Genomic DNA, 26,459 nt, shown 5'->3' on the forward strand with positions numbered 1-26,459 from the left:
AAGATGAACAGTAAGATTGCAATAATTGGGGTGGCTTGTCGGTTTCCCGGGAGCGCGAACAATCTTGGCGACTTCTGGCAACTGCTGCGCGACGAACGCGACGCAGTAACCGAAATCCCCGCCGACCGCTTCGGTACCGATTTCTACCAGCACCCGTCCAAACGCGAACCGGGCAAGAGCTACACGTTCGCGGCCGGCGTGCTCGACAACGTCGCCGGCTTCGACGCCGCGTTCTTCGGCATTTCGCCGCGCGAAGCGGCCCAGATGGACCCTCAGCAACGCCTGCTGCTCGAACTCGCGTGGGAAGCATTCGAAGACGCCGGCGTGCGCCCGGCCGACATGCGCGGCAGCAATTGCGGCGTCTTCGTCGGCGCGGCCAGCATGGATTACGGCAACCGCAACATGGACGATCTGAACGTGATCGATCCGTATTCGGCGACCGGCAATACGCTGAGCATCGCGTCGAACCGCGTGTCCTACCTGTTCGACCTGCACGGCCCGAGCATGACGGTCGACACCGCCTGTTCGTCGTCGCTCGTCGCTCTCCATCAGGCCGTCAAGGCACTGCAGTCCGGCGAGGCCGACGTGGCGCTCGCGGGCGGCGTCAACCTGCTGCTGCACCCGTTCGGCTTCGTCAGCTTCTCGAAGGCGTCGATGCTGTCGCCGCGCGGCCGTTGCCGTGCATTCGACGCGACCGGCGACGGCTACGTGCGCTCGGAAGGCGGCGCGTTCGTGCTGCTCAAGCCGCTCGATCGCGCGCTGGCCGACGGCGACACGATCCACGCCGTGATCGCGGGCTCCGGCGTGAACTCGGTCGGCCACTCGCCGGGCGGGATCAGCGTGCCGGGCGCGGCCGCGCAGGCGTCGCTGCTGCGCAGCGTGTATGCGCGCGCCGGCATCGATCCGCGGTCGCTCGCCTATCTCGAGGCGCACGGCACCGGCACGGCGGTCGGCGATCCGATCGAGGCGCGTGCGCTGATCGATGTCGTGTCGGGCGAACGCCCGGCCGATCGTCCGCTGCTGATCGGTTCGGTGAAGACCAACATCGGCCACCTCGAAACGGCATCCGGCATGGCCGGCCTGCTGAAGGCCGTGCTGTGCCTCAAGCATCGCGCGGTGCCGCGCTCGCTGCACTTCGTCACGCCCAATCCCGGGATCGATTTCGACGGCGGGCGTTTGCGCGTCGTCGATCGCTACATGCCGCTCGACGCGGGCGACGCGCCGCTGACGGTCGGCGTCAACTCGTTCGGCTTCGGCGGAACGAACGCCCACGTCGTGCTGACCGAGGCGCCGGTCGCAAGCGACGTGTCGACGGCAGCGCCCGAGCCGACTCGAGCGCAACCGTCCCCGCTCGCGCTGACCGCGCGCAGTGCGAACGCGCTTGGGGCGCTCGCGGGCCGCTATCTGGCCATGCTCGATAACGGCGGCGACTGGCAGGCGCTTGCCGCGGCCGCCGCGCGTCGGCGCCAGTGGCTCGAGCATCGCGCGATCGTCGCGCCGGCCGACGTGGCCGAAGGCCGTGCGGCGCTTGCGGCACTGGCCCAGCCGGCACAGGAAGGGCTGCCGGCCTGCGTGGCGACCGGCCAGGCGCCCGCCGACGCATTGCGTACCGCGCTCGTGTTCTCGGGCAACGGTTGCCAGTGGGTCGGAATGGGCAACGAACTCTATGCGGAGAACGCGGTTTTCCGGGCGGCGCTCGACGAAGTCGACGCGCTGTGGTGCGCGGACGGCAGCCCGTCGCTGGTCGACGTGATGCGCGGCGGCCCGGGCGCGACATGGCTGGCCGGCGCGGGCGCCGAATGGCTCGCCGCGACGGAGAACGCGCAGCCGCTGCTGTTCGCGATCCAGGTCGGCATGATTCGCGTGATCGACGCGCGAGGCATGCGTTACGACGCGGCGATCGGCCACAGCGTCGGTGAAATCGCCGCGGCGTGGGTGACGGGTGCGCTGTCGCTCGCCGACGCGGTGCGCGTGATCAAGATCCGCAGCCGCGCCCAGGCGATGACGCGCGGCAGCGGCCGGATGGCGGCCGTCGGCATCGGCGAGGCAGCCGCGCGCGAGTTGATCGCGCGCCATGGGCTTGCGCGTCGGGTCGAGGTGGCCGGCATCAACAGCCCCGACGCAGTGACGCTCGCCGGCGAGTTGCAGGGCTTGCAGGCGCTGGAGGCGGCGCTGCGCGGCAGCGGCAAGTTCTTCCAGATGCTCGATCTCGACTATGCGTTCCACAGCAGCCACATGGACCGCATCGAGCCGGTCGTGCTGGCCGAGCTGGCCAGCCTGCGGCCCCAGCCGGGCAACGGCAGGTTCGTGTCGACGGTCACCGGCGGCGCGCTCGCTGGCAACGCACTCGATGCGCGCTACTGGTGGCGCAATATCCGCGAACCGGTGCGCTTCGGCGATGGCATCGCGTATCTGATCGAGCAGGGCGTCCGGCTGTTCATCGAAGTCTCGCCGCATTCGATCCTGCGCACGTACGTGAAGCAGGCGTTGACGGCCGCCGGCGTGACCGGCGCGGTGCTGCCGACGCTCAAGCGCGATCACGGCAGCGCGGCGACGCTGCGGCAAGCGATTCTCGCGGCGATCGCGCATGGCGCGAGCGTCGATCCCGACCGCTTCGCGCCGGGCGCAACGCGTGCGGCATTGCCGTCGTATCCGTGGCAGCGCGACCGTTTCTGGCTCACGCCGACCGTCGAAGGCTACGGTCTCGTCAATCGCCGCCGCGAGCATCCGCTGCTCGGCTATCGGCTGCACGAACATGCATTCGGCTGGGAAAACCAGCTCGATCCGGCGAAGCTGCCGATGCTGGCCGATCACGTCGTCGACGGCGGCGTGGCGTTCCCGGGGGCCGGCTACGTGGAAATGGCGCTCGCCGCGGCGCGCACCTTCTTCGATACGCCGGATGCGGCGCTCGAAAACGTCGAGATCCGCACGCCGGTCGTGTTCCAGCCGCAGCAGGCGAAGCTGTTCCGGCTCGTGATCGAGCCGCGCACCGCGACGTTTACGATCGAGACGCGCGACCGGATGTCCGACGGCGCATGGACGCTGAACGTGACAGGGCGGATGCTGGAAAGCGGCAACGCGCTCGGCGCCGCGAGCATCGTGCCGGCCGCGACGCTCGAACGCCTGTTCGCGCTGCCGGCCGCCGACGGCGACACGCTGTATGCGAACACGGCAGCCATCGGCCTCCACTACGGGCCGGCGTTCCGCTGGGTTCGCACCGTGCGGGTCGCCGCGGCCGAGGATGCCGCGCTGGCCGACGTCGCCGCGCCGGCCGCGTGCGGCGATGCGCGGGCGCTATCCGCGTATCTGCTGCATCCGGCGCTGATGGACAGCGGGTTTCATCCGCTGTTCGCGCTGCTGGCGGCGCAGGCGCGTGATGGCGAGCATCCGGCCTACGTGCCGGTGCAGATCGGCCGGGTCGACTATTTGCGCGGCGACGCGGTCGCCCGCGTGCTCGCACGGGTCGACCGGCGCAGCCCGCATTCGATCGTCGCGCATTTCGAATTCCTCGACGCGCAGGGCGCGATCGTCGCGCGGCTCGGCGGCTGCCGGTTCCGGCGCGTGGACCTCGTCGGCCGCCGGCAGAATCTGCCTTCGCGTTTCGTCTACCGCCTCGAAGAGATGCCGTTGCCGAATGACGTGGAGGCGACCGCTTTGCCGGCACCCTACGCGCTGCTCGCGCAAGCGGTCGCGCGCGTCGACGCCGCGGAGCTCGACGGCCGTCGGACGCAGCATTTGACCGAGATTCTGCCGCTGCTCGACGTGCTGGCAAGCTTGTACGTGCTGCGCGCGTTCGATGCGCTCGGCGTATTCGCCGGCACGTGGCAGCCCGCACCGGAGCGGGCTGCGCTCGCTACACGCCTGGCCGACATGCTCGTCGAGGACGGGCTGGCCGCGCGTGACGGCGCGCGTCTCGTCCGCGACGACGCGGCGTGCGCGGCGCTGCCGCCGCTCGACGATCTGTGGCGCGGGCTGCTGGCCGAATCGCCGGGGCACGTGGCCGAACTGACGCTGCTCGCGCATTGCGGCGCGGCGCTGCCCGACGTGCTGAGCGGCGCGAAGGACGGCGCACGCTGGCTGTCGCCGACCGGGCACAGCCTGGTCGAGCAGTTGCTTGCCGCATCGCCGACCTGGCAGCACGTGCATGCGCTGCTGGCGGCCGGCGTCGAGCAGGCGGTCGACGCGTGGCAGCCGGCGCGCCGGCTGCGCGTGCTCGAACTGGGCGCGACGGACGGTGACGTGCTGCAAACGCTCGGCATGCATCTCGCCGCCGCGCGCTGTGATCACACGATCGCCGCAACGGCCGGCCAGTTGGCCGGGTTCGATACGGATGCGGAAGCCGCGGTGCGCACGGTCGCGTTGCAGCCGGGCGAACGGTTGTTGCTATCCGCCGACGAAGCCGGGCCGTACGACCTGATCGTCGCGAACCGCGCGCTGAGCGGCCGTCCCGATGCGGCCGATGCACTGAACGCGATGCGATCGTGGCTCGCGCCGGGCGGCTTGCTGCTGCTGGCCGAGCCGCGTCGCGGCCGCTTCTCCGACATCGTGTTCGGCGCGCAGCCTGCGTCGATGGGCGTCGACCTGCCCGCGCCGCTGGCGCCGGCGGATCTCGAGGCGGCGCTGGCGCGCGTGGGCTACGTCGACGTCGTGCGGCATGTCGAGCAGTCGCTCGATCTGGACGGCACGCCGAAGTTCGTCATCGCACGCAATCCGGCGAGCGCCGCGGCCGCGCAACGCGGCAGCGACGCGAGCGATCTCGATACGCTCGCCCGCAGCGAACAATGGCTCGTGATGCACGCACCGGACGCGGCCGGCGGTTTCGGCGGGCAACTGGCCGACGCGCTCGCGCACGCGGGCTACCCGGCCGATATCGTCGATCTCGCGCATGCGGCCGATGCCATTGCGTCGTTGCCGGCCGGGCAACCGGCGCATGTCGTGTTCTGCGCGCCGGAAACGCCGCTTGCCGACACGACGACGGGAGACGACCTGATGGCCGCGCTGCGTCACGGCGTGATCGCGCTGGCGGCGCTCGTGCGCGCGCTCGTGCGCGCGCTCGGCGCGCAACCGAACGCACGCACGCGGCTGACCGTCGTCACGCGCGGCGGCGCGCCGTTCGCCGGAGCTACGCATGCGCATCCGGAACAGGCGACGCTGTGGGGCCTCGGTCGCGTGCTGGCGAACGAGCATCCCGAACTCGCATGCCGTTTGATCGACGTCGATCGCACGGCGGACGGGATTCCAGATGCGCTGATTCGCGAGCTGACCGGCGCGGCGGTCGAGGAAGAAGTCGTGCTGAGCGCGCACGGGCGACGGGTACCGCGCATGCTGACGGCCGCACAGGCCGCGGCGCGCAGCGACGGCGCGCTTGCACGCGCGTCGGTGCTGGCGTTCGACGCACCGGGCTCGTTGCGCAATCTCGAATGGTTTGCGTTGCCGGAAAGCACGCTGGGCGACGACGAGGTGGAAATCGAGCCGGTTGCCACCGGCCTGAATTTCCGCGACGTGATGTATGCGATGGGGCTCCTGTCCGATGAAGCGGTGGAGACCGGCTTCGCGGGCGCGACGATCGGCATGGAGCTGTCCGGCCGCGTCGTCCGGGTAGGCCGCGCGGTGACGGCATTCGCAGCGGGCGATGCGGTGCTCGGTTTCGCGCCGGCGTCGTTCGCGACGCGCGTCAGGACACGCGCGCAGGCCATCGCGCAGAAACCCGAGCGCCTGTCGTTCGAGGAAGCGGCGACCGTGCCGACCACGTTCTTCACCGCGTACTACGCGCTCGTCGAACTCGCGCGGCTGCGCCGCGGCGAGCGCGTGCTGGTGCACGGCGGCGCGGGCGGCGTCGGGATCGCCGCGATCCAGCTCGCGCGCCACTTCGGCGCGGAAGTGTTCGCGACGGCCGGCAGCGACGAGAAGCGCGAATTCGTGCGCCTGCTCGGCGCCGATCACGTGCTCGATTCGCGCAGCCTGGCGTTCGCGGACGAGATTCGCGCGATGACGGGCGGCGAGGGCATCGACATCGTGCTGAATTCGCTCGCCGGCGAGGCGATGGTGCGCAGCATCGATACGCTGCGTCCGTTCGGCCGTTTCCTCGAACTCGGCAAGCGCGATTTCTACGAAAACAGTCATATCGGGCTGCGGCCGTTCCGCAACAACATCAGTTATTTCGGCATCGACGCCGACCAGTTGATGGGTGCGTTGCCGGAACTGACCGCACGGCTGTTCGGCGAAGTGATGGCGCTGTTCGCGGCAGGCGTGCTGCATCCGCTGCCGTACCGCGCGTTCCCGGCCGAGCGGGCCGAGGATGCGTTCCGCTACATGCAGCAGGCGCGCCAGATCGGCAAGGTGCTCGTGACCTATCCGTCCGGCACGCCCGCGCCGACGCGCGGCGTCGCGCGCGCGGAGTCGCTCGCGCTCGATCCGCACGGCGCTTACCTGGTGGTCGGCGGCACGGGCGGCTTGGGCTTCGCGAGCGCGCGCTGGATGGTCGAGCACGGCGCACGTCGGCTGACGCTGGCGAGCCGTTCCGGCGAACTCGCCGCCGCGGCGCGCGAGGAGGTCGCGCGCTGGCGCGACACGCTCGGCGTCACCGTCGACGTCGTGTCGTGCGATGTGACCGATGCCGCGGCGGTCGACGCGATGATGGCCGCGCTCGTCCGGCGCGACGTTCCGCTGAAGGGCGTGCTGCATTCCGCGATGTCGATCGACGACGGCCTCGTGCGCAATCTCGACGATGCGCGGATGGCCGCGGTGCTCGCGCCGAAGGTTGCCGGCGCGTGGAACCTGCATCGCGCGACGCGCGGGCTGCCGCTCGACCTGTTCGTCGTCTATTCGTCGGCGACCACCTATTTCGGCAATCCGGGGCAATCGAACTACGTCGCGGCCAACGCCTTCCTCGAGGCGCTGGTCGAACATCGCCGCGCGGCAGGCTTGCCCGGCACGTTCATGGCCTGGGGGCCGCTCGAGGATGTCGGCTTCCTCGCACGCAACGCCGATACGCGCGAAGCGTTGCAGTCGCGGATCGGCGGTGCGTCGATCACGTCCGACGAAGCGATGGCCGCGCTCGAGCGCGTGCTGGTCGCGGGTGCGGCCGGCGAAGCGGTGGTGCGGCTCGACTGGCATGCGGTGGCACGCGGGATGCCGGCTGCGAAGGCGCGCCGGTATGTGCTGCTGCAATCGCAGGCGAAGGGCGGCGATGCGCGCGACGGCGGCACGCAACTGCGTGAAGAAGTGCTGGCCCTGCCGCGCGACGAAGCCATCGCGCTGGTGGCGCGGACGCTGCAGGCGCAGATCGCGCGGATTCTGCACATGACGCCCGATCGCATCGCGCTCGACAAGTCGGTGCTCGACATGGGCATGGATTCGCTGATGGGGATGGAGCTCGGCCTTGCGGTCGAGGAAGCGTTCGAGGTCAAGCTGTCGGTGATGGCGATCGCCGAAGGGGCGTCGGTGACGACGCTGGCCGGCCGCATCGTCGATTCGATCGGCGCGTCGGCGGATGCCGGCTGCGATGCCGCGTCGGCGGCCGATGCCGCGCAGGAGGCCGTCGCGGCACTCGCCGCGAAGCATGCGATCGACGGCGAAGCGCGCGCGATGCTCGATGCGCAGCCGGCGCCGGTTGCCGAGCAGGTAACGCCGTCGCTGGAGGTGGCGCGGTGAGCGCGCCGACCGGCTGGGCGACGCAGCAGGGCACGCTGGCGCGCCCGCTGACGATCGACGGGCACGGTTTGCATACGGGGCGCCGGGTCGGCGTACGGATTCTGCCTGCGCGTCCGGAAGACGGCGTGACGGGCATCGTGTTCCGTCGGGTCGAGCACGGACGCACGCTCGCGACACTGCCCGTCGACCCAGCGCTGCGCCGCGCGCAGCCGCTCTGCACGATGCTGCGCAATGCCGACGGCATCGGCGTACGCACGATCGAGCACCTGCTCGCGTCGCTGCTCGCGTGCGAGATCGATCACGCGATCGTCGAGCTCGACGCGGAAGAGGTGCCGATCCTCGACGGCAGCGCCACGCCGTGGGTGGACGCGATCCGCGCATGCGGCCGCGTCGCGCTCGATGCGCCGAAACGCTTCATTCGCGTGCTGCGACCGATCGTCGTCACGGACGGCGACGGCGACCAGCGGCGCGAGATGCGGATCGAGCCGGCGCCGCGTTACGAACTGAGCGTGCGCAACGACCTGCGCGGCTTCGGCGACATGCACTGGGACGGCGCGCTGACGCCGGCCGCATTCGCGACCGACATCGCGCCGTCGCGCTCGTACGGGCGCGTGAAGTGGGCCGTGCCCGCGATCGTCGCCGGCTATCTTCGTGGTGTGCCGATCCTGCGCGGCGCGCGGCCATCGTGCACCGCGTCGATCGTCGGCAATCGCGTGCTGGGCGGAATGCGGCTGCCGGAGGAATTCGTCCGGCACCGCGTGCTCGACCTGGTCGGCGATCTCGCGCTGGCCGGCGCGCCGCTGCTCGCGCGCGTGAGCGCGCTGCGGCCGAGCCACGAGATGAATTTCCGGCTGGTCGATGCGTTGCTGGCCGCGCCCGATGCATGGCAGTGGGCCGAGTTTTCCGACGCGTGACACCACGCTTTTTAAAAATACGCGGCGTAACATAGCGGCTTTTCGAGATAAAGCGAAGGAAGCAATGGCACTGGGAGAGCATCTTCGCCAGCAACTGGCGGCAAAAGCGCTGAAACGGCAACTGGAGCGCGCGACCGACGCCGCGGCCGCGCCCGGCGTGCCCGGTACGCCGGTTGCGCAGACCGCGTCGGCACGCAGCCGCTTCGAGTCGATGCCGCAGTATCAGCAGGTCCGCATCATGCGCGAGATGGGCGAGAAGCTGCGGGTCGAGTCGCCGTTTTTCCGCGTGCACGACGGCGTCGCCGGCGCGACCACGCAGATCGGCGGCCGCGAATACCTGAACTTCGCCAACTACAACTATCTGGGTCTGGCCGGCGATCCGGCGGTGTCCGCGCGCGCGAAAGCCGCGATCGACCGCTACGGCACCTCGGCTTCGGCGAGCCGGATGGTCGCGGGCGAGCGTCCGGTGCAGCGCGCGCTCGAGCGCGCGCTGGCCGCGTTCTACGAGACCGACGACTGCGTCGCGTTCGTGAGCGGCCATGCGACCAACGTGACCGTGATCGGCGCGCTGTTCGGCCCTGGCGATCTGGTGGTCCACGACGCGCTCGCGCACAACAGCATCGTCCAGGGCGCGCAGTTGAGCGGCGCGAAGCGGCTGAGCTTCCCGCACAACGACTGGCAGGCGCTCGACGAGCTGCTGTCGCGTGTGCGCCGCGAATACCGGCACGTGCTGATCGCGATCGAAGGGCTGTACAGCATGGACGGCGATTTCCCCGACCTGCAGCGCTTCGTCGACGTAAAGACGCGTCACGGGGCATTCCTGCTGGTCGACGAGGCCCATTCGCTCGGCGTGCTCGGCGCGACCGGCAAGGGCATTCGCGAGCATGCCGGCGTCGCGCCCGACCAGGTCGACATGTGGATGGGCACGATGAGCAAGACGCTGGCCGGCTGCGGCGGTTTCATCGCCGGCTGCCAGCCGCTCGTCGACATGCTGCGCCATCTGGCGCCGGGCTTCCTGTACAGCGTCGGGCTCGCGCCGACGCTCGCCGAAGCGTCGCTGGCCGCGCTCGAACGTCTGCAGGCCGAGCCGGAGCGCGTCGCGCAACTGCAGGCGCGCGGGCGGCAGTTCCTGACCGAGGCGCGTGCGGCCGGGCTGAATACCGGCACGAGCGCCGGCTATGCGGTCGTGCCGGTGATCACGGGCAGTTCGCTGAAGGCCGCGCAGTGGGCGAATGCGATGTTCGACGAAGGGATCAACGTGCAGCCGATCTTCTATCCGGCCGTCGAGGAAAAGGCCGCGCGCCTGCGCTTCTTCGTCTGCTCGACGCATGAGCCGGAGCAGATCAGTCGGGCGGTTGTGATACTTGCTCGTCTTGCACGTTGACTACATCGAAGCCAGCTCGAATGTGCGACAAACCTGAACGGGTGAGAAATGGACTGGTATCTGACGTGTTGGACTACCGCGCAGCCGACGCGACCGATGCTCATACATGCGCGCCGCTTGTGCTCGCATCGGGAGCTCGTGAGTTTGCGTTCTTCCTCGGTGAGTCGTCTAGCCAATGCATCGCCTTCCTTGCATTCGCGTTTGCATCAAGATATGGGCGTTTCTCTTGGCGACGCCATCGTGTGGCGGTTTCCGAGGACGGCATCGTGCGCGCGGTCCTTGCCGTGCATGATGGAAGGAGTGTGATGTGGGACGACATGCACGTTGCCTGGATGTTGATCCGTTTTTTCGGCTTCGTACGTGCCGTCCGGATGTTGTTGCGTGGGTTGGTGCTAGAAAGTGAGCTGCCTTCTCCGACGCGCAAACAAATATTGATTGCGCACTGTGCCGTAGAGGAGGCGTGGCGTGGACGGGGCGTCTTCAGCGCGCTGTTTGACGACGCAATGCAAGCGGACCCGTTACGTAACAGGCCGGGGCGAGAAATCGTACTCGATGTGCTCGTGAGCAACGTACGCGCCCGCGCGCTGTACGAGCGCCTCGGATTTGCCGAGACGCGGAAGTATCGGCGCCGATCGGCTCGTCTTCCCCTGGAACTGGTATCGACACGGATGCGATTCGACGCCAAGGAGCGCTAGAAATTCTCTAGTCGTTCTTGCATTGAGTCGGCATGCAGCGACCCGTAACCAGTTGGTAGATATGCGGTGGAATTCAACCTGAGGAGCGACGGCTATTTCAGGTTCCAGCAAGCTCCGTTGAAGTATGCGTCCACTGGCACGTTTGTCTGCGTAGCGACCGAGTTGCAAAGGTTGCCACCCGTCGCGAAGCTGATAGGACCATGAGACGGAATAAGCTTCAGCGTGCGGCCATTCCACATTGGCTGGATATTGCTGATAGTCGTTTGCCCCGTCAGCAGCGCGACGGATGCAGTACGTACATCGATCGTTGCTGCGCTTTCGACAGTAGTAGGAGAGGTGTCGATGCCGAGATTCGACGCCACGATACTGTTCCCAGACGGTGCGCCCGAGATCGGGGCTTTCGAACCACTAAAGTCATTGCCGCTGATAACGGCACTTGCATTGTTGCCTGCGAGTAACAAGCCATACTCGGGGACTGTAGTGAAGAGTCCACCGCATGCTCCGCCCAGCTCCGAGTTTCTCACCGCGAAGGCACCGACATTGGGTCCATATACGATATTGGCCGCAGGGCGACCGCTCCGACCATTACCGCAGAAGCGACTCGCGTCGAACGTCACAAACGTTCCTGCACGAATGTTCGCGCCGTTTGATGCGCCGTTATAGTTGCGCAGCCCGTTGAAATGAATCTCCGATACGAGGCCTTTTGCCGTGTTGTCGACGACTATGTTGTCTGATTGAGCGGAGGCGGTCCAGCAGGCGGTGCATTCGAGTCCTTCAACACGTGCCGTTGTGGCAGCCGTATCGATTGCTAGCGCATGAATCGCGTTGCTGTCCCCGACGTACGTATTGCTGAAGCTTGCCCACGCAACCGATTGTAGATGTCCTGGAATGATCTGAGTACCGATTCTGGCGAACAGCATGTCGGACTCGGAAACAAGCAGTCCTCCTGCATCAAGGACTTGCATCGCTACGTCACCTGGATCGGTGCGATCGGCAATGACGGTTGTATGCGTGATGCGAGCGTCTACGGTGTTGCCATGAGTTGTTTGTGCACCAATTCGAATGCCAATGCTGCCCGCTCCCTTGGTCCCATTGACGATGGTTTGATCGACGAGTGCTTGGTTGCCATTTAGGTCGATACCGATGAATGGCCCCTGGATATAGACGCCGGCGATCACCGGGGCGACGACGTTTTTGACTGCGATCGCGACACCTTTCGTATTGGGCCCGGCCGCCGCTGCATTAATATAGAGATCGCGTACCGTGGACCCATTGCCGTCAAGCGAGATCAGAGGATTCAGATTTGGTGCGCCTGCGGCGAGACTGGCACGCTGCCCACGCGATCCGGCAAGCGTTACGTTGCTCGGGACGCTAACAGTACCGGAGATCATGCAGCGTGCGCTCGATAACGGTAGATTGACGACCGACGGCGCAACGGTTGCAGCATACGCGAGGGCGTGATTGAGAGCATTGGTATCGTCGACCGTTCCGTTGCATAGCATCCCGAAATCCGCACCGTTGATGGTGTCAGCCAGCTTGACCGAGAGCGCACGCGGTATGCTTCCTCTACCTTTCTGCTGGAACTGGAGCGTTTCGCCAAGTTCACGCTGCATCGGAGGAGGGGCGTTGGATGGCCTGGGCTGCGCTGTTGCGTTGGCGAGCGGAAGAGCGACAGACACCAGAATGGCTAAAACGGTTTGCCTCATATAAATCTCCTGTGGCACTGACTTCCTCCCATGTGTCACCAAGCACTGGATTCCAAAGTTCGCATGATAGGACAGTATTTCAGTGCTTGGTCGTCTGAGGGGGGGAGGGCAATTCAATTACGGGCGAGTGCCAATGCGGGTGTCGATGGGGGGTATCCGTGTGCCGAAAATGTAGCGTGATCTGCACGGCTGCTGAATTTCTTATATCAGGACGTGCGTGGGGCGTGTTATCGCGCGAAAAAACTGGACGGAGTGTCGAACTCTGTCAAAATTTCGGCTGATCGAGAATGAATGCTCGTGGCGATATAACAAGAGATGGGAGTTGCGCAATGCAGTATCAACGACAAGTTTTTTCCGGTCGCGTCATTTTTGATCATTTACCTAAGACTGCTGGGCAGGCAGTGAATGTATGGCTCAAAGAGAATTTGGGTGCTGGCTGCGTTACCCCGAACCTGATCGGACGCCATCGCGATTTGATTCGCCGATACGGGGGCGAGTATTCCGTGATCTCCGCACATGTCGATTTTCAGGGAAGTGATCTCGATCCGCGCTACCACTACATGACCTGTTTGCGCGAGCCGATCGATCGAGCGATTTCTTGGCTGTTTTTTCTTGTGAAGAATCACGATTCGGCTGAGTTGCCGGGGTTATGGGAGCAAGCTGAGCGCTTCGTCGCTTTGGCGGGCGCTCCTGGCCCCGATCTCCTGAATGTTGTGGAAGAATCCTTCGATCAGGACTTTCTCAAGAATATTCGTAACCCATACGTGGAGCACTTCGCTGGCATATTGCCTGGAGCGGAGCGATCGGACCGGCAGAAGATCGACGCGGCGCTTGCCGGCATTACTCGGTATGATGTGTGGGGCTTGTACGAATCGCTGCCGGATTTTCTGTCGGACGTCGCGGCGTTGATTGAAATTCCTGTCCCGGCGCATCTACAGCGAGTAAATACGACACGTACGAGGCCGCAAGTCGGCGAGATCTCGTCATCGTTGCGTACATGCCTTGAAGCATTGAACAGACTCGACTTGGAGTTTTATCACCTGCTGCGCGAGCGGTGGGCAAGCGAACGTGCCGCGCGCACGGTCACCTCCGTTTTGGTGACTCCCCGCTGGCAGCCATACGAACCCGTTGCATACCGTACACATTCTGCGCCGGAGTTCTCATTGATCTCCGCAGCCGTTGACGGTGATGGCACATGTAGCTATGGGCAATTTCTGCGTTTCAATATTGTCTTTTCGATCAATACTGCCGTTGATCAGTTGGGTGTCGGTGTTCATCTGTCGGACGAGGACGGACGTTGGGCGTTTGGTACGAGCAACGCGCTATTGGATCGCCCTCTCGTGGAAATCGCCCCAGGTATGTATAGCTTGCGGTATTACTTGGTGGCGAATTTGCCAGAAGGACAATATGCTGCTGGATTCGAATTTTCTTGCAGCCGGGACAACCGGATTGATGAACTCGCGTGCTACGAAAGACTCGTGCCGTTTCGTGTCGTGGTGCAGCGCGACACGCCAAGCGTAGGCTACATGAGTATTCCCGCAGATTTCTCTTGTGAGCGAATAGGCGATGCAGTGTCTGCCAATCTTGAAGATACGCGTGGTCATCTTGCGACCGACGCTGTATTAGGATGCTTGGTTGCCGGCGAATCATTTGAGCTTCCAGTAACACTGGAGAACGCGTCGTCGCAAACCTGGGCGAGTACGACCTTTCATCCAATCTGTCTTTCGTATCGCTGGCTGGACTCGAGCGGGGGCGTGATTGCAACTAGCGCGGAGAATATTCCGTTGCCTATTAACTTCGTCGCACCGAGGCAAGTTCTGCCGCTTTCCATGCATGTCGTTGCACCCAGTGTTAGCGGACGGTTCAAGCTTGTTCTGACGCTGTCCAGAGATGGCGAAAAATGGCCAGAGGAGCAGGGATTCCAGCCACTGACACTCATGCTCGAAGTCGAGGATCCTGACGGACCGAGGTTGTATCGCGGCGCAGATATCCGTTTGTGCACGCACGCTGGGCGGCGCGGTCGCGGTGTGATGTCGAGTGTCGGCCAGGAGGGGTATCTGCTATTTGGTCCGTATGCGTCGTTGTCCCAGGGGCGATATGTCGTCAGTCTCGAAGGTTGCTACGCACTTATTGATAGCGCTTGGATAGATGTGAGCTGGGGGCGTGGAGGATACGTGCTAATGCGGCACGAAGTTATCCCGGGTGAGAGGGACGGAGAGATCGCGGCGTTCGGGTTCGAGCTTGTAACGCCAATCACTGATCTTGAGATCCGCGTATGGGTACCATCGAGTGCCGACATGCGTGTAGACACCCTTCGAATTGTGCCAATCAGCGCTTGATATGCCGGACGGCCGTTGTGCAGGTCTTGTTGTTTATTTATCGCTTGGCACGGTGCGCTAGCGCATATATGCTGCGTGGAGTTACCCCTGTAGCCTAGGACATTTGGACGCCGTTAGATAGATGACGCTGCTGTGTGCCTGAGCTTGCGAGGCGAGCGGTATTCCATGGCTTTGCCTGGACAAACGCAGTGACCGGACGCGAGAGCGCCGTTGGCGCGTCCGGCCTGTCCATATAAGTGACGCAGGTTCGGGGAATTTCGACGGGTTCCACGTAATGACTAAGCTTACTGATAGGCACAAGACTATCCGCTATTTTAAGGGAGTCCCTTACCTGTCCTCAGATACATGGGGCCGCTCCACTGCGTAAGAGAGCGGCTATGCCGATGCGATGTGTCATTGAGGTGATATCAGTCGCTCTCAGCTATCTGCCGAAATGCTCAGTTTCGAAACGTACTGGCTAAGGCGGTGCGCGCTGCTTTCGACTGAAAATCAGCACTGAATCAGTTTGCTCTCCTGTTCGGAGAGCGATTTATGCTGGCGTGCGGATAATCCGCTGTTTAACCGCCCTCGCCCACCAAAATGCAGGCAGGTTCATTTTTGGTCGAGATCATTGGCTAACATCCGTCGAGACGAACGAAAAATCAGGCAATGATCCCGTATAAGGATCAAGCTTGAGGTGTCTAATTAAACCTGCTATTCACCCAATATTGACCGCCATCGATTGTTGTCATTCCGACAATTGATGTTAGATCAGCTCGATAAGACATTGTGACAGGGCGTTCCCGGAGCAAATGCCAGCCATGTTTGTGATAGCATTCCATCAGATCGCCTTCTATTTTTCGGCTATGCGTTCCAATGAACATGCGCTTAACTTTTTGACTGATTTGTGATGCGCCGTGGATTAAAACGTCGCCTTCTGATCCTTGAATATCGCAGTGAATAAAGTCGATTATTTCAAGTCCGTCGAATATCTCATCGAGGGTTCTGACTGGTACCTCCTCATGTGGAACAGACCGCCCGACGTAATCGACATCGGGCGCCGCATAGGCGGCTTGCCCACCATTTTCAAAAGCGCTTCTGACGATCGGAAAAAAGACAGTTCCTTTTCTGATGCCTACTGCTCCATGGATGGCCATACTCTCGACTTTCGGAATGGAAAGGTTGTCGGTGAGGCCGTTTGCCGAGAGATTTTTTGAAATGAGAGCGTGGAAATAAGCGCTGGCCTCCACTGCTCTGATGGCGACGTTCTTGCCCTGGCGCTTCGCAAGTACTCCAGCTATTGCAGCCCATGGTGCATAGCTTGATCCAAGTTCAACCATGGAAAAGCTGTCATCCCTAGTATTCTCAAGACTGTCGAGTAGCGCATAATACTCGATGGCCTCGGCTCGTACCCCGTCATTCGGAATGGGCGGACTATCGAAGGTGTCGCCATCGCGTGCTGCGGCCCACGGAACGCAATCGGTAGGTGTTTTCGTCCCGAAGTAATCGGTTACATACCCGGGTGTTCCTTGAGAAATTTTTCGGTATTTGGCAAATAAGTCAAGGTCGGATGCCTCCCAGCCACCAAAAAAATCTGCCCCAAGAGCCTGCCTTGCCGAAATAGATCGTTGAATTTGCTCAGAAAAATCCATTCTTTTCCTCAAACATCGTTATCGATATTGTTGAACAGAAAAATAGGATGCAGGAGTCGCTTTCGTCCGCTGGGTGCCAGCCTGGCCAATCCGGCACGTCGATTGTCAGTGATCGTCTTCCGCCCCTGACGACGGCTATTCTACGAGAGCAAGAAGGTCAATGCTTAGAAATGTTGCTCCGCGGTCCATGGCCGTGATCGTCGTGACGGTGTTGAGCATCGCTTCAAACGTTAGCGAATTATATCGATCGGCGCCGAGGGGACCTCGAGCGGCGTGCTTTCGTCTGTGGTGATGTGTGCCTCTCTGAGTGCCGGCGTATCTCTGTAATGCGGCCCACGACTAGTCAATCTAGACGTGAGGGCGTTACAAAACATTCGAATGAACTTGCTTCAACGCCTGGGCGCCTCGCCGATCTCGCAGTTGTCGTCAGCAAATCGTCCCGCTACTGAGGCCTGATCGTTACGGCAAACCTTCCGAAGAAATTCCCGTATGTAGAACAAAGCGGAATGCCATCCAACCTGGTCCTATAGTCAATTATTTACCGGGAGAGCTCAGACCGGGGGAACAACACATGAAATAATGGCTCAAACAGTGGCTAAGGTTCGTCGTTCACGTTTCCAGTGTGCCGAGTCTCGATCTGCAACATCATCTGCCTGGTTATGTTATCGACGTTGATCCGGATGCACAGTCCACGCGGTGGAGTCGTCGTAATATCGATTCGGCGCTTGCCGTCGAGGCGTACGCGTCTTGCTTGAATGTTCTCGGCGTGTCAGGACGATGGGTCGACCGCCCGTGCTTATTTGCGCTGCCACCGAAGCGGCTGCTGCGGCACATCGGCGCCGTACGCGACGATCGCGATCTCGGCCGGTACTTTCTTCCGACGCGCCGTGCAAGTCGATTAGCGGTTTGGGTGCGACCATGAACACGTTATCGTTGGCTTCTGCGATGCGTGGATTAGGTGGATTAAAGTCGTGTGCCGCCTGAACGACGTGCCATGGAACAGTATGCGCGATGGTCGTTGGCTTGAATAGCACGCCGAGATGATCCGGTTACCGGGCCGCGCAGATTGTCATGTTGATCGGACCGGCAACGCGATGACGCGCGGCGGTTTCCTCGACCGCGCTGGCCATCCTTGAGCGTCGGGAGCGATGCCTGCTCGAGGCTGTATGTTAGTGTGAGATGGAACAGCAGTTCCGAGTAGATTGAACTTTCGGCCGTCGGGAAACCCTCGTCGAGCATTGCGAGGCGGATGAGCGCCAGTGCGGAACGGGTGTCTTCAGCGCGCTGTTTCGCGATGTGCTGATCGTCGCGCCCAACCAAGACAGTGGACCGATGTGACGTAAGGCGGACAGTTCAACCGTCGGTCGCCGCAATAGCGCGCCGAAAAAGAAGAAGGGAGCGGGGGCGCTGGCGAGCCGATGGCCGCGCCAGAATCAGCCGTTCAACGGCAATTTCTGCATGATCGCGTGCACGCATTCCAGCGGACTTGCTTCGCCGGTGCGCACATGCACGTCGGGCAATACCGGTTTTTCATAGGTCGATTCGATGCCGGTGAACTGCCGAATGGCCCCTTGCCTTGCCAGCGCATACAGCCCCTTGGGGTCGCGCGCTTCCGCTACATCCAGCGCAACGTCGACAAAGACTTCGAAAAACATGCCCTGTGGAAAACGCGCGCGCGCTTTGGCGCGAGCCTCCTGAAACGGCGAGATCAGCGCAACGATGACGACGAGCCCGGCCTCCACCATCAGGCGCGCGACCTCGGCCGTCCGGCGAATGTTCTCGTGACGGTCTGCGTCGCTGAATCCCAGGTCCTGATTCAATCCTTCGCGAAGCAGGTCGCCGTCCAGCAGAAAAGTCCGAAGACCGCGTGCCTCGAGTTGTTCCTTCAGCAGATTCGACAGCGTCGATTTACCGGCACCGGAGACACCGGTGAGCCATACCACGAAGGCATGGTCCTGCTTCATGCTGGAAAGCACGGATTGATTACCCGTCAGCATGACAGGGAGGGAATTTTGGAGATCTTGAGTCATCTCGGAGTCGATGTGCCGGTAACTGCGTCGTACTTTTTATGATGCGGATTCATCCGTCGGCGAATTGTAACGTGCCTTTTCTAAATTTGTAACTTGAATATTTTAATCAGGAATAAGCGATGGCCTTCGTGTGGCACGACGTTGTTCGGGCGCCCTCTGCTCGGTAACGATTGCCGATTCGTCGTAATAATTGGAAATGAACACGTGTCGCCGGTACGGTAAAAGGCAGGTAAAATCACGGCCCCATTTCATTGCCCCACTGAGTTTGCGGTACGTCCCGACCGGCCCGGTGCCATGAGGGAGGCGGGAGCGAGCAGCTTGCGGCGGAATCGTCGGAAGCAGGGCAACGGTGCCCGTCGACGTGTTGCGGAATTCCTCGACACATATGTCTTCGGCCGTGTTTCGATTATCGCCCCCGTTCCTGGTGGGTATGAAATCGCAAGAGTATTAATTTTTTATTCGGCGAAAACCACAGAGGAGTGCGCGTGGCGTCCGCCTTCGTGATGCGACTCTGTCGCTCATTATCGAATTGGGGATTATTCGACGTGTGGGTCGATTATCTTTGTCGGGTGACGATTGGCATCCCTTCCGATTACTTCGGCAGCACCACGCGCCGGCCCTTAAAAGCCGGATCGTCACAATCGTCTTATCACGCTCGCTTTCGTCAGGACTGCCGGATGTCACTTGTGCCGCGGCCCGAACGGTCGCTGCTGCACATCGGCGCCATGCGCGACGATCGCCATGCCCTCCGGCACTTCCTCCCACGCGCCGCGTAGGTCGACGAGCGGCTCCGACACGACCATGAACGCATCATCGCCGGCTTCGGCGATACGCGGGTTATGCGGATACAGCTCGTGCAGATGCTTGAACGACGTACTGTGAAACAGCGAGCGCGATTGCCGTTCGCTCGAGTAACGCACCGCGACGATCCGTTCGCCATCGGTCGCGCAGATCGTCATGTTGAGCGGATCGGCGACGCGATGCCGCGTGGCGGTTTCCTCGACCACGCCGACCATCCGTTCGAGCGCCGGCAGCGGCGCCTGCTCGAGACCGTACGTCAGCGCGAGGCGGAACATCAGCTCGGAATCGGTCGAGCCTTCGAGCGTCGGGAATAGCGCCGGGTCGACCTTCATCGTCAGGTCGCGGCGCAGCTTGTGGAAGTCGCGGATCAGCCCGTTGTGCGCGAATAGCCAGCGGCCGTGGCGGAACGGGTGGCAGTTGGTTTCCTGCACGGGCGTGTCGGTCGCTGCGCGGATGTGTGCGATGAACATCCGGGAGCGGATCGCACGCGCGGCTTCGCGCAGGTTGCGGTCGTTCCATGCGGGATGTACGGAGCGATAGCGGAACGGGAGTTCGTCGGGATGCCCGTACCAGCCGATGCCGAAGCCGTCGCCGTTGGTGGTCGTGGCGCCCAGCTCCGAATGCAGGCTCTGGTCGATCAGCGAATGCTTCGCGCGGAACAGCACGGTTTCCAGATGGATCGGATTGCCCGTATAGGCGAGCCAGCGGCACATGGAGCGCTCCTTCACGATGTATCGTTCGCGCATGGTAGCCGACTCCGCGACGTCGCCGCGTCCGGGCGGCTCAGCCACAATCGTCATACGTGGCGGCCGCCTCCGCGCGATACGCGACCGCGCGACCATGTGGCTCGGCGCCATGCAATGCAGCAGTTCGGTGCGGTGCGGCACGTGGGCCGTGCCGCACCGTGCCGGCTCAGTCGCCGAGCGCGTCCATCACACGCGCCGAATAGACGAGCGCCGCGCCCGCATTCAACGCGATCGCGACGCCGAGCGCCTCCGCCACTTCTTCCTTGGTCGCGCCATGCTTGGCCGCTTCGGCCGTATGCACGGCGATACAGCCGTCGCAGCGCGTCGTGACGGCCACCGCGAGCGCGATCAGCTCACGGGTTTTCGCGTCGAGATGGCCGGTCTTGGCGCCCGCGCCGGATAGCGCCTTGTAGCCGGCCAGCGTATCGGGCGACAGCTTGGCGATGTCCCCGATACGGGTCGAGAGTTCCTTCCGGTATTCGTTCCAGTTCAGCATGATGCGTCCTTGTCGAGAAGAGTGAGGAGGGCGGCGGGTGCCGCGATCTCGGGCGATGCAAGCCTATTCTGATCGCTCGCGCTGAGGGTTTCGATACGCTAGAGTGTCAATTTTTAGCGCAATCGTCTCATGGATGCATTGAGCCAACTGCTGTCGCTGGGCCGCAGCCATGTCGAACTCGACGTGCGCTGCCTGCTCGACGGCCCGTTCGCGATGCCGCACGACCCGCTGCCGCCCGGCGAGGCGGCGTTCCATCTGGTGCTGGCCGGCGCCTGCCGGCTGCGTGCCGCCGACGGGCGCACGCTGCAACTCGCCGAGGGCGATTTCGTGCTGCTGTCCGCAGGCGGTGCGCACGACCTGCTCGACGCAGCGGGCGGCCGCTCGAAGCCACTCGTGCCGCTGCGCGATTCGCGCGTCGGCGACGGCGCGGTGCTGCCGGTCAAGTCGAATCTCGATCCGGTCGAACCGGGCGGCGCGAGCGTGGATCTGCTCTGCGGACGGTTCGTCTATGCGCGCGGCGCGGGCGAACTGCTGATGCGTACACTGCCGCAGGTGTTGCACGTGGGGTTGCGCGACACTTCGGGGGCGGCGCCGCTGCAATTGCTGACGAGTGTGCTGCGTACCGAGGCGTCGAACGTGCAGCCGGGTGCCGGCGCGATCGTGAATGCGCTCGGGCAGGCGCTGCTGGCGTATGCGCTGCGCGCGTACGGTCGCGGTGCGCGCGTACCGTCCGGCTGGCTCGCGCTTGCGGCCGATGCGCGGCTGGGCCCGTCGGTCCAGGCCGTGCTGCAGGCGCCGGCGCAACCGTGGACGGTCGAATCGCTCGGCGCCGAGGCAGCGATGTCGCGCGCGACCTACGCGCGACATTTCCGCGAGAAGGCCGGCATGAGTGTCGGCGCGTTCGTCGCGCAGATCCGGATGATGCACGCGTGCGCGCTGCTCCAGGACACGCAGCGCGGACAGGCGGAAATCGGCCAGGCGGTCGGCTACCAGTCCGAGGCCGCGTTCGGCAAGGCGTTTCGCGCGGTGCTCGGCACGACGCCGGGGCGCTGGCGGCGCGCGCGGCGCGAAACGTGAGCATGCAATCGTGCCCGTCGTGACGCGCGCCAAAGCTGCTACCATGCGCAAAACGCAGTTCAATGACAACGACTTCGAACAACAAGAAAGAGAGGGCAAAGCAATGAACCAGACCACCATCCAGCAACCGTCGTTCGCGTTCGTGGCCGCATCGTGGGCCGCGCTGCTCGCCGGTTTCGCGGCCTTCCTCATCGGGCTCTGGAACGCCGGTATGCAGCTCAACGAGAAGGGCTACTACTTCACCGTGCTGGTGTTCGGCCTCTATGCGGCGATCTCGCTGCAGAAGAGCGTGCGCGACCGCGCGGAAGGCATTCCCGTCACCGGCATCTACTACGGCCTCAGCTGGATCGCGCTGCTGCTGTCGATCGCGCTGCTGATCGTCGGCCTCTTCAACGCGACGCTGCAGTTGAGCGAGAAGGGCTTTTATGCGATGTCGTTCGTGCTCGCGCTGTTCGGCTCGGTGGCTGTGCAGAAGAACACGCGCGACTTGCAGAACGCGAAGCCGCGTTATATCGACGCCGATTCCGCGCAGTCAATTCAAGAGTGACGACTTGCGGGGCGTGCGCCGCCGAAGCCGCCTGCTGAGCGATGATGTCCGCGCTGGCAGCATTCGTCGGTGTGCCGCGGGTTCACTGTCCTTTGTTCATGTGCCCGTGTGGCGGTCAGTCATCAGCGCTCAACATCTAATGATGGCAGGCGACTTCTGTCCAGTTGCAGGTCTGGTACCGCTGGTGAACGCCCTCGCTCCGTCGACTGGGTCGGCCATGGCAGTGAGCCCGGGACTTGCGGCCTGTTCGTCGGGCCCAATGAACAAATGGGCATTTGCCGTACGAACTCTACGACGCCTATCGCCATTGCCCGATCTTTGGGGGCATTGGAGTTAGCCAATGTGCGTGCAATTTGGTGCCAGGCGCTCAAGGTTTCGATATGTGCTTTCCACAAGTCATGGCGCGTCCTGTCGTCGATTACGGGAGAGCGTATTGGGGTCTCTTGTAGCGTCCCCCAAATAGCTGCCTGCTTCGAAAGACGCCGCGTTTGGCCGCGTACCATTCTGGGCGTTGCATTTGCGTCGACGCCGCGTGCGCGAAGTTGTTGGGCGAAGGCTTCTCGCCATTGATGCAAATCTCGTTTGCGTGGATTGAGCCGCCGGCCGTCCGGACCACGGGTGTGAACGCTCATATGTACGTGGGGATGTGCCTCGTCATCGTGTTTCGCGAAGACATACGGACGTCCGTCACCAAAAGTTTCGTGTGCAAATGCCCGTGCCGCGTCCCATACTGCCTGGCGGTCGGTACCCGGGGGCATCGATAGCAAGACGTTGAGAGTCTCTCGACGTTTGCTTTCTTGAGGGATGCCCCATCCGCCTACATGCCATTGTTCGATCAGAGCATCCAATGCCTGCTTTCCGGCAATCAGGCATTCGTCCTGGTCCTCCAGTTCGACACAACCGTCGCGCGAAATGTACTTCAAGTGACGACGGACGACGCTCATTCCCTGCGGACCGGATGCCCTATTGCTGATCTTGACCATCACTTCGGAGGCGCCTCGAAGTGTCATCATCAGCTTCTCGCGCAGATGCATTGCGTCTCGGTGGAACGCCCACTCCGAAAGGCGCGGCGGCTGAACATGCCGTAGGGGATCGTGAAACAGGCGATCTCCCCAGTTGAGCAAAAGTTCGTCGACATAGACTCTCGGAAAAGACATATCACCGGCTCCAGCGATCGAGGTTTCTGCGCAGCAGCTTCGCCACGGTACGTAGATGGGCGTCGATCGTGGCACGGATTTGCTCTCCATCGAGCCCGTCTATACACCCGGTTGCGTTGACGTGTCCTGCAAGCTCGCCCAGCTGCCTCCGAATTACCGCGAGCTGTTGGTTTGATTCGGCGAGAAGCGTCAATTCTCGGTTACCCAGCTGCGGTTCGTCCGTCAGGTATGCGCGGATCAGTGCCACAATCCATCGATTTGCCGTGAAGCCGTCAAGATAGGCCGCACTTTTTACGCGTGCGAGCTCGGCGTGGGTCAACGCGATCCCAATTTGTTTGCATGGGCCTTGTCGTGGCGGTAGGGGCTGATGTGGCTGCGGTCGATTTGTAGCGTTTGCAATGACCTTCGCAACGAACTGCCGCAAACCCTCGCTGGGTGTCAGGCCGCGCTGTGCACAATATGCGTCCCACTCCCGCTTTAGCGGGCCGAGTTCAACGCTTAGTCTGGCTCGGGCTTGTTTGCTCATGTTCGGCGCATGTTGGAAGCGGTGTGGTGCGCGGATAGCGACGACGGTAACGACGCATTGCAAGCGCGTCGCTTACCCGACCTTGCAAGGCACGCTGATGGATCGCTGCACTGGTTCGAATCTACGGAGGGAGTACCAGCGTGGCAACTGGGTAGGTTTGGCGTTGACAGGCGTACGCACGGCGACCATAGTGCGCAGTTGTCTCCGGCAAACAAAAAGGTCGCGATCAAGGGCGGTAAGTGCCGACTGTCACTGATGCAGTGATCGGAGAGGGGGCCTTGTCTTGTGCTGAAATCCGCCCGCTGTTTTTGCGGCTCGGTTACGCTAGCCCAAGAAAAACGAGTAGCGAACGATTGACGGCAACCATCAGTTCATCTTCGAGGTGGCCGATGGGGCGACCGATTTTCTCGCGGCGCACGGTGAACATTTTGTCTACGGCAATCTGGGACGGCATGCGCAAGCCGTTCTGCTCGGATGGGACAACAGTAATGCGTATCAAGGGCGCATCGACCATTGAGCTCGACATTAGCAGCAACGTTACACTGGGATGTTCGGCAAACAGGTCCGACTGCACCACGAGCGCCGGCCGAGCCTTGCCGAAATCACCTTGGAGCGCGACTGTGACAATGCTCCCTCGATTCATTGTGAGTGTCCGAGGTCCGTAGCCTGTTCAATGAAATCGAGCAGATCGTTCTCGTCGATGCTCTGGTGGACCATGCGCGATTGCCGAGCGCATTCATCGGCGAAACCCGGCCGGCGGACGTCGGGCACCCATATCTGAATTGGGCGTAGCCCGGCCGCACGAAGATTCTCGCGGTGAATTCGAACACGCTCCGAAGTGGTAGCTGCCATTGTAGCCTCCTGTTACATGTAACGAAGCATACAGCGTTACATGTAACGGTTCAATGAAAGATGGTCTTTTTTGACCAGTCCGTTGAAAGGGGCGCGACGCCTGGAGACTGAGTTAGGGGGCGAACCTATCCGTCGAACATCGATCGTTTTGTGCTTCGATCGCGACACGGACGAGCGGACTACCGTTGACAGGGGAGCTTGGGGGTTCGATACGCAGCAAAAAGTCGAAGTACTGTTCCGTGAGCTTCCCGAGCTGTTCCTGTGCAGCGCCGAGCCTGAGCAGACATTGTGCATCCCAGTTCATACCGACAACGAGCTCGCTCGTCACACCATTCCATTCGCTAATGAGAATCGCGGCGACGCGGGCGTTTTCCTCGGCAAACCGCTCCACGCGTTGCTCGATATAGCGCACGTCGTCACGCACCAGCGTGCCCGAGATCCGCAGTGCGACAGTGTGGGCAATCTTGTCGTGCTTCGCATACACCATGGCGATACCTCCTAGATGGCGGGATACGCGATCGAGTTGCTCGTCTTCCAAATCGTCCTGCACGGCCAGAGCGCCGGTCAGGACATAAGGCGCTACCTCTTTCATGCTGAACCTCCGTTGGTTTGATTCCATACCGCTGCAGTTGGCGCTCCAATGTTGGTGGGCCCGTACGCTAGCTCGCAGTAGGCCGAAACTTTTCGAGAATCCGTGCCTGACGCTGTAGAAGGGCTTCCAGTTGAGTCTGTTCATCAATGAGCTTCTGGAGCAGTTCAGCGTGCAAAGCGAATCCAACCGGCACGAACGACACCTCGCCGTAGCGCACTCGCCTGAAGATTGCGCCGGTCTGCGCCCATTTCTGGGAGAATTGTTCCAATGCACCGTCCACCGATTTCGTTTCGTCGTCTGTCAGTGCGCCACGAATGCGAATTACGAGAGATCGCGTGACGGCATCGGTTGCGAAGTAGATGTCTGCGGGCTCGGCAATGCTCCGAGCGAATTGCTGCGCATGGTAGTGCCGGAAGTTGTCGAGGACGGGTAAGGCGCCGCAGATTGCATAAGTGATCGTCATGATGCTCCCGGTAAATGGACATTCGATAACCGGTCGGAGATCGGGCTCAATGTCATGCGCCGCTCAACTGACTCAGTTGGGCATGCTTAGGATCAAATATAGGATCAATTGATCCATTGTCAAGAGGAAAATTGGCTCGAATGGACGTATTTGGGGAGCGACTGAAGTGCGAACGGGTGCGGCTGGGTTTGAACCAGACGGAGTTTGCAGCCTTAGGCGCGGTCAAGCAGCGCGCGCAGTATCAATATGAAAAGGGCTTGAGGCGCCCGAACTCCGACTACTTGCGCGCGATTGCACTTGCTGGCGTTGATGTCTGGTACGTGCTTACCGGCGAAGAGAGCGCCCGGCTCGAGAACCTCGACGAGCGGCGGATCGTCTCTGGATTTCGAGCGCTCGACGCGCGGAAACGCGAGGTGATTTTGGCCCTGATAGAGGCAATTGCTGAACGGTCGTCGCAATAGTTGCTCATCCCGCTTTTTGGCAGTGGGCGTCGTGTTGGAGCGGCGGTATTGGATCGGCGACCTGATCGTCGCGATGTCAGGTGCCGACCAGGAGAAGCCGGACTAACCGTGGTAGCGAAGCGATCAAGGCGAGGGGGCGACGGGCGTTTAGCCGGGAAGTGGAAATGAGCAGCATACGCTGCCCGGCGACAGACGCAAAAAAGCCTCCGCGAGGGAGGCTTTTTTGCACTATCGAAGATAGTTGGTAGGGTGGGAGGGACTCGAACCCTCGACTCTCTGATTAAAAGTCAGATACTCTAACCAACTGAGTTACCACCCCACGTTCTTGAAACTTGTTTTGGTTCGTTGCTTCAACAACTTGGGTAACGACCCAAAGAGCAAAAGATTAT

The 26,459-nt window shown here is 62.5% G+C and carries 19 protein-coding genes and 1 tRNA gene; 8 read left to right on the top strand and 12 right to left on the bottom strand.

Translation table 11 applies throughout. The features are described from left to right. Positions 1-3: 3 nt before the first annotated feature. The 4 genes from JMF86_RS03535 (at position 4) to JMF86_RS03550 (ending at position 10,646) form a co-directional block, all read left to right on the top strand. The gene (locus tag JMF86_RS03535; protein WP_201316739.1) at positions 4-7,653 is read left to right on the top strand and encodes a type I polyketide synthase; all 7,650 of its coding nucleotides are present in this window, start codon (positions 4-6) and stop codon (positions 7,651-7,653) included. After that, entirely contained in the window at positions 7,650-8,567 is a 918-nt protein-coding gene (locus JMF86_RS03540; RefSeq protein WP_201316740.1) for a UDP-3-O-acyl N-acetylglycosamine deacetylase, read from the top strand. The genes JMF86_RS03535 and JMF86_RS03540 overlap by 4 nt, the downstream gene beginning before the upstream one ends. A 64-nt stretch (positions 8,568-8,631) precedes the next feature. Next, on the top strand, positions 8,632-9,951 hold the full coding sequence (locus tag JMF86_RS03545) for an aminotransferase class I/II-fold pyridoxal phosphate-dependent enzyme (RefSeq protein ID WP_201316741.1): 1,320 nt from the start codon (positions 8,632-8,634) through the stop codon (positions 9,949-9,951). A 20-nt stretch (positions 9,952-9,971) separates the two neighbouring features. Further along, a complete protein-coding gene (locus JMF86_RS03550; protein WP_201316742.1) occupies positions 9,972-10,646 on the top strand; it encodes a GNAT family N-acetyltransferase in 675 nt (224 codons plus the stop codon). A 92-nt stretch (positions 10,647-10,738) separates the two neighbouring features. Here JMF86_RS03550 and JMF86_RS03555 read toward each other — a convergent pair whose 3' ends face one another. Then, the gene (locus JMF86_RS03555) at positions 10,739-12,352 is read right to left on the bottom strand and encodes a hypothetical protein (protein WP_201316743.1); all 1,614 of its coding nucleotides are present in this window, start codon (positions 12,350-12,352) and stop codon (positions 10,739-10,741) included. A 329-nt stretch (positions 12,353-12,681) separates the two neighbouring features. Between JMF86_RS03555 and JMF86_RS03560 the strand changes: the two genes are divergently transcribed. Further along, positions 12,682-14,691, top strand: coding sequence for a Wzt carbohydrate-binding domain-containing protein (locus tag JMF86_RS03560; protein ID WP_201316744.1), 2,010 nt, complete (start codon positions 12,682-12,684; stop codon positions 14,689-14,691). Positions 14,692-15,371: 680 nt separating this feature from the next. On the opposite strand, the gene JMF86_RS03565 is transcribed toward JMF86_RS03560, so the two are convergent. The 4 genes from JMF86_RS03565 to JMF86_RS03580 form a co-directional block, all read right to left on the bottom strand. Then, positions 15,372-16,322, bottom strand: coding sequence for an FkbM family methyltransferase (locus tag JMF86_RS03565; protein WP_201316745.1), 951 nt, complete (start codon positions 16,320-16,322; stop codon positions 15,372-15,374). 1,433 nt (positions 16,323-17,755) lie between these two features. Next, a complete protein-coding gene (gene cysC, locus JMF86_RS03570) occupies positions 17,756-18,319 on the bottom strand; it encodes an adenylyl-sulfate kinase (RefSeq protein ID WP_201316760.1) in 564 nt (187 codons plus the stop codon). 713 nt (positions 18,320-19,032) lie between these two features. Next, positions 19,033-19,866, bottom strand: a complete 834-nt coding sequence (locus tag JMF86_RS03575; protein WP_054927435.1) for a class II glutamine amidotransferase — start codon at positions 19,864-19,866, stop codon at positions 19,033-19,035. 199 nt (positions 19,867-20,065) lie between these two features. Then, positions 20,066-20,395: a carboxymuconolactone decarboxylase family protein gene (locus tag JMF86_RS03580; RefSeq protein ID WP_006484989.1), complete on the bottom strand. Its 330-nt coding sequence runs from the start codon at positions 20,393-20,395 to the stop codon at positions 20,066-20,068. 129 nt (positions 20,396-20,524) lie between these two features. On the opposite strand from JMF86_RS03580, the gene JMF86_RS03585 reads away from it, so the two are divergent. Both JMF86_RS03585 and yiaA read left to right on the top strand, forming a co-directional pair. Beyond that, on the top strand, positions 20,525-21,472 hold the full coding sequence (locus JMF86_RS03585; protein ID WP_054927405.1) for an AraC family transcriptional regulator: 948 nt from the start codon (positions 20,525-20,527) through the stop codon (positions 21,470-21,472). Between the two features lie 103 nt (positions 21,473-21,575). Continuing rightward, positions 21,576-22,019 carry an inner membrane protein YiaA gene (gene yiaA / locus JMF86_RS03590; RefSeq protein WP_011544671.1) on the top strand — a complete coding sequence of 148 codons (444 nt, stop codon included), beginning with the start codon at positions 21,576-21,578 and terminating at the stop codon, positions 22,017-22,019. A gap of 122 nt (positions 22,020-22,141) precedes the next feature. Here the strand turns inward: yiaA and JMF86_RS03595 are convergent, their stop codons facing one another. From JMF86_RS03595 to JMF86_RS03620, 6 genes are all read right to left on the bottom strand, one after another. Then, positions 22,142-23,176: a relaxase/mobilization nuclease domain-containing protein gene (locus JMF86_RS03595; protein WP_077178414.1), complete on the bottom strand. Its 1,035-nt coding sequence runs from the start codon at positions 23,174-23,176 to the stop codon at positions 22,142-22,144. Position 23,177: 1 nt separating this feature from the next. Further along, complete coding sequence (locus JMF86_RS34965) at positions 23,178-23,495, bottom strand: hypothetical protein (protein ID WP_227745855.1); 318 nt, start codon at positions 23,493-23,495, stop codon at positions 23,178-23,180. Between the two features lie 526 nt (positions 23,496-24,021). Then, on the bottom strand, positions 24,022-24,345 hold the full coding sequence (locus tag JMF86_RS03605; protein WP_011544674.1) for a type II toxin-antitoxin system PemK/MazF family toxin: 324 nt from the start codon (positions 24,343-24,345) through the stop codon (positions 24,022-24,024). Then, the gene (locus JMF86_RS03610; RefSeq protein ID WP_011544675.1) at positions 24,342-24,554 is read right to left on the bottom strand and encodes an antitoxin MazE family protein; all 213 of its coding nucleotides are present in this window, start codon (positions 24,552-24,554) and stop codon (positions 24,342-24,344) included. Before JMF86_RS03610 ends, JMF86_RS03605 begins: the two co-directional genes overlap by 4 nt. Before the next feature lie 112 nt (positions 24,555-24,666). After that, positions 24,667-25,146, bottom strand: a complete 480-nt coding sequence (locus JMF86_RS03615) for a hypothetical protein (protein WP_201316746.1) — start codon at positions 25,144-25,146, stop codon at positions 24,667-24,669. Between the two features lie 67 nt (positions 25,147-25,213). Beyond that, positions 25,214-25,609, bottom strand: coding sequence for a hypothetical protein (locus tag JMF86_RS03620; RefSeq protein ID WP_012327976.1), 396 nt, complete (start codon positions 25,607-25,609; stop codon positions 25,214-25,216). A 140-nt stretch (positions 25,610-25,749) separates the two neighbouring features. On the opposite strand from JMF86_RS03620, the gene JMF86_RS03625 reads away from it, so the two are divergent. After that, positions 25,750-26,070 carry a helix-turn-helix domain-containing protein gene (locus JMF86_RS03625; protein WP_012327977.1) on the top strand — a complete coding sequence of 107 codons (321 nt, stop codon included), beginning with the start codon at positions 25,750-25,752 and terminating at the stop codon, positions 26,068-26,070. 242 nt (positions 26,071-26,312) lie between these two features. On the opposite strand, the gene JMF86_RS03630 is transcribed toward JMF86_RS03625, so the two are convergent. Then, positions 26,313-26,389 (bottom strand) — tRNA-Lys (locus JMF86_RS03630). Between the last annotated feature and the right edge of the window lie 70 nt (positions 26,390-26,459).

It is taken from the genome of Burkholderia sp. E168m15, assembly GCF_016586105.1.
In the GTDB taxonomy this organism is placed as follows: Bacteria; Pseudomonadota; Gammaproteobacteria; order Burkholderiales; family Burkholderiaceae; genus Burkholderia; species Burkholderia orbicola.

Coding starts and splice junctions, on each gene's coding strand:
- yiaA (WP_011544671.1), top strand. CDS start 21,576: ATGAACCAGACCACCATCCAGCAACCGTCGTTCGCGTTCGTGGCCGCA.
- JMF86_RS03575 (WP_054927435.1), bottom strand. CDS start 19,866: ATGTGCCGCTGGCTCGCCTATACGGGCAATCCGATCCATCTGGAAACC.
- JMF86_RS03625 (WP_012327977.1), top strand. CDS start 25,750: ATGGACGTATTTGGGGAGCGACTGAAGTGCGAACGGGTGCGGCTGGGT.
- JMF86_RS03615 (WP_201316746.1), bottom strand. CDS start 25,146: ATGAAAGAGGTAGCGCCTTATGTCCTGACCGGCGCTCTGGCCGTGCAG.
- JMF86_RS03560 (WP_201316744.1), top strand. CDS start 12,682: ATGCAGTATCAACGACAAGTTTTTTCCGGTCGCGTCATTTTTGATCAT.
- JMF86_RS03535 (WP_201316739.1), top strand. CDS start 4: ATGAACAGTAAGATTGCAATAATTGGGGTGGCTTGTCGGTTTCCCGGG.
- JMF86_RS03610 (WP_011544675.1), bottom strand. CDS start 24,554: ATGGCAGCTACCACTTCGGAGCGTGTTCGAATTCACCGCGAGAATCTT.
- JMF86_RS03565 (WP_201316745.1), bottom strand. CDS start 16,322: ATGGATTTTTCTGAGCAAATTCAACGATCTATTTCGGCAAGGCAGGCT.
- JMF86_RS03550 (WP_201316742.1), top strand. CDS start 9,972: ATGTGCGACAAACCTGAACGGGTGAGAAATGGACTGGTATCTGACGTG.
- JMF86_RS03545 (WP_201316741.1), top strand. CDS start 8,632: ATGGCACTGGGAGAGCATCTTCGCCAGCAACTGGCGGCAAAAGCGCTG.
- JMF86_RS03580 (WP_006484989.1), bottom strand. CDS start 20,395: ATGCTGAACTGGAACGAATACCGGAAGGAACTCTCGACCCGTATCGGG.
- JMF86_RS03555 (WP_201316743.1), bottom strand. CDS start 12,352: ATGAGGCAAACCGTTTTAGCCATTCTGGTGTCTGTCGCTCTTCCGCTC.
- JMF86_RS03585 (WP_054927405.1), top strand. CDS start 20,525: ATGGATGCATTGAGCCAACTGCTGTCGCTGGGCCGCAGCCATGTCGAA.
- JMF86_RS03595 (WP_077178414.1), bottom strand. CDS start 23,176: ATGTCTTTTCCGAGAGTCTATGTCGACGAACTTTTGCTCAACTGGGGA.
- JMF86_RS03605 (WP_011544674.1), bottom strand. CDS start 24,345: ATGAATCGAGGGAGCATTGTCACAGTCGCGCTCCAAGGTGATTTCGGC.
- JMF86_RS03620 (WP_012327976.1), bottom strand. CDS start 25,609: ATGACGATCACTTATGCAATCTGCGGCGCCTTACCCGTCCTCGACAAC.
- cysC (WP_201316760.1), bottom strand. CDS start 18,319: ATGCTGACGGGTAATCAATCCGTGCTTTCCAGCATGAAGCAGGACCAT.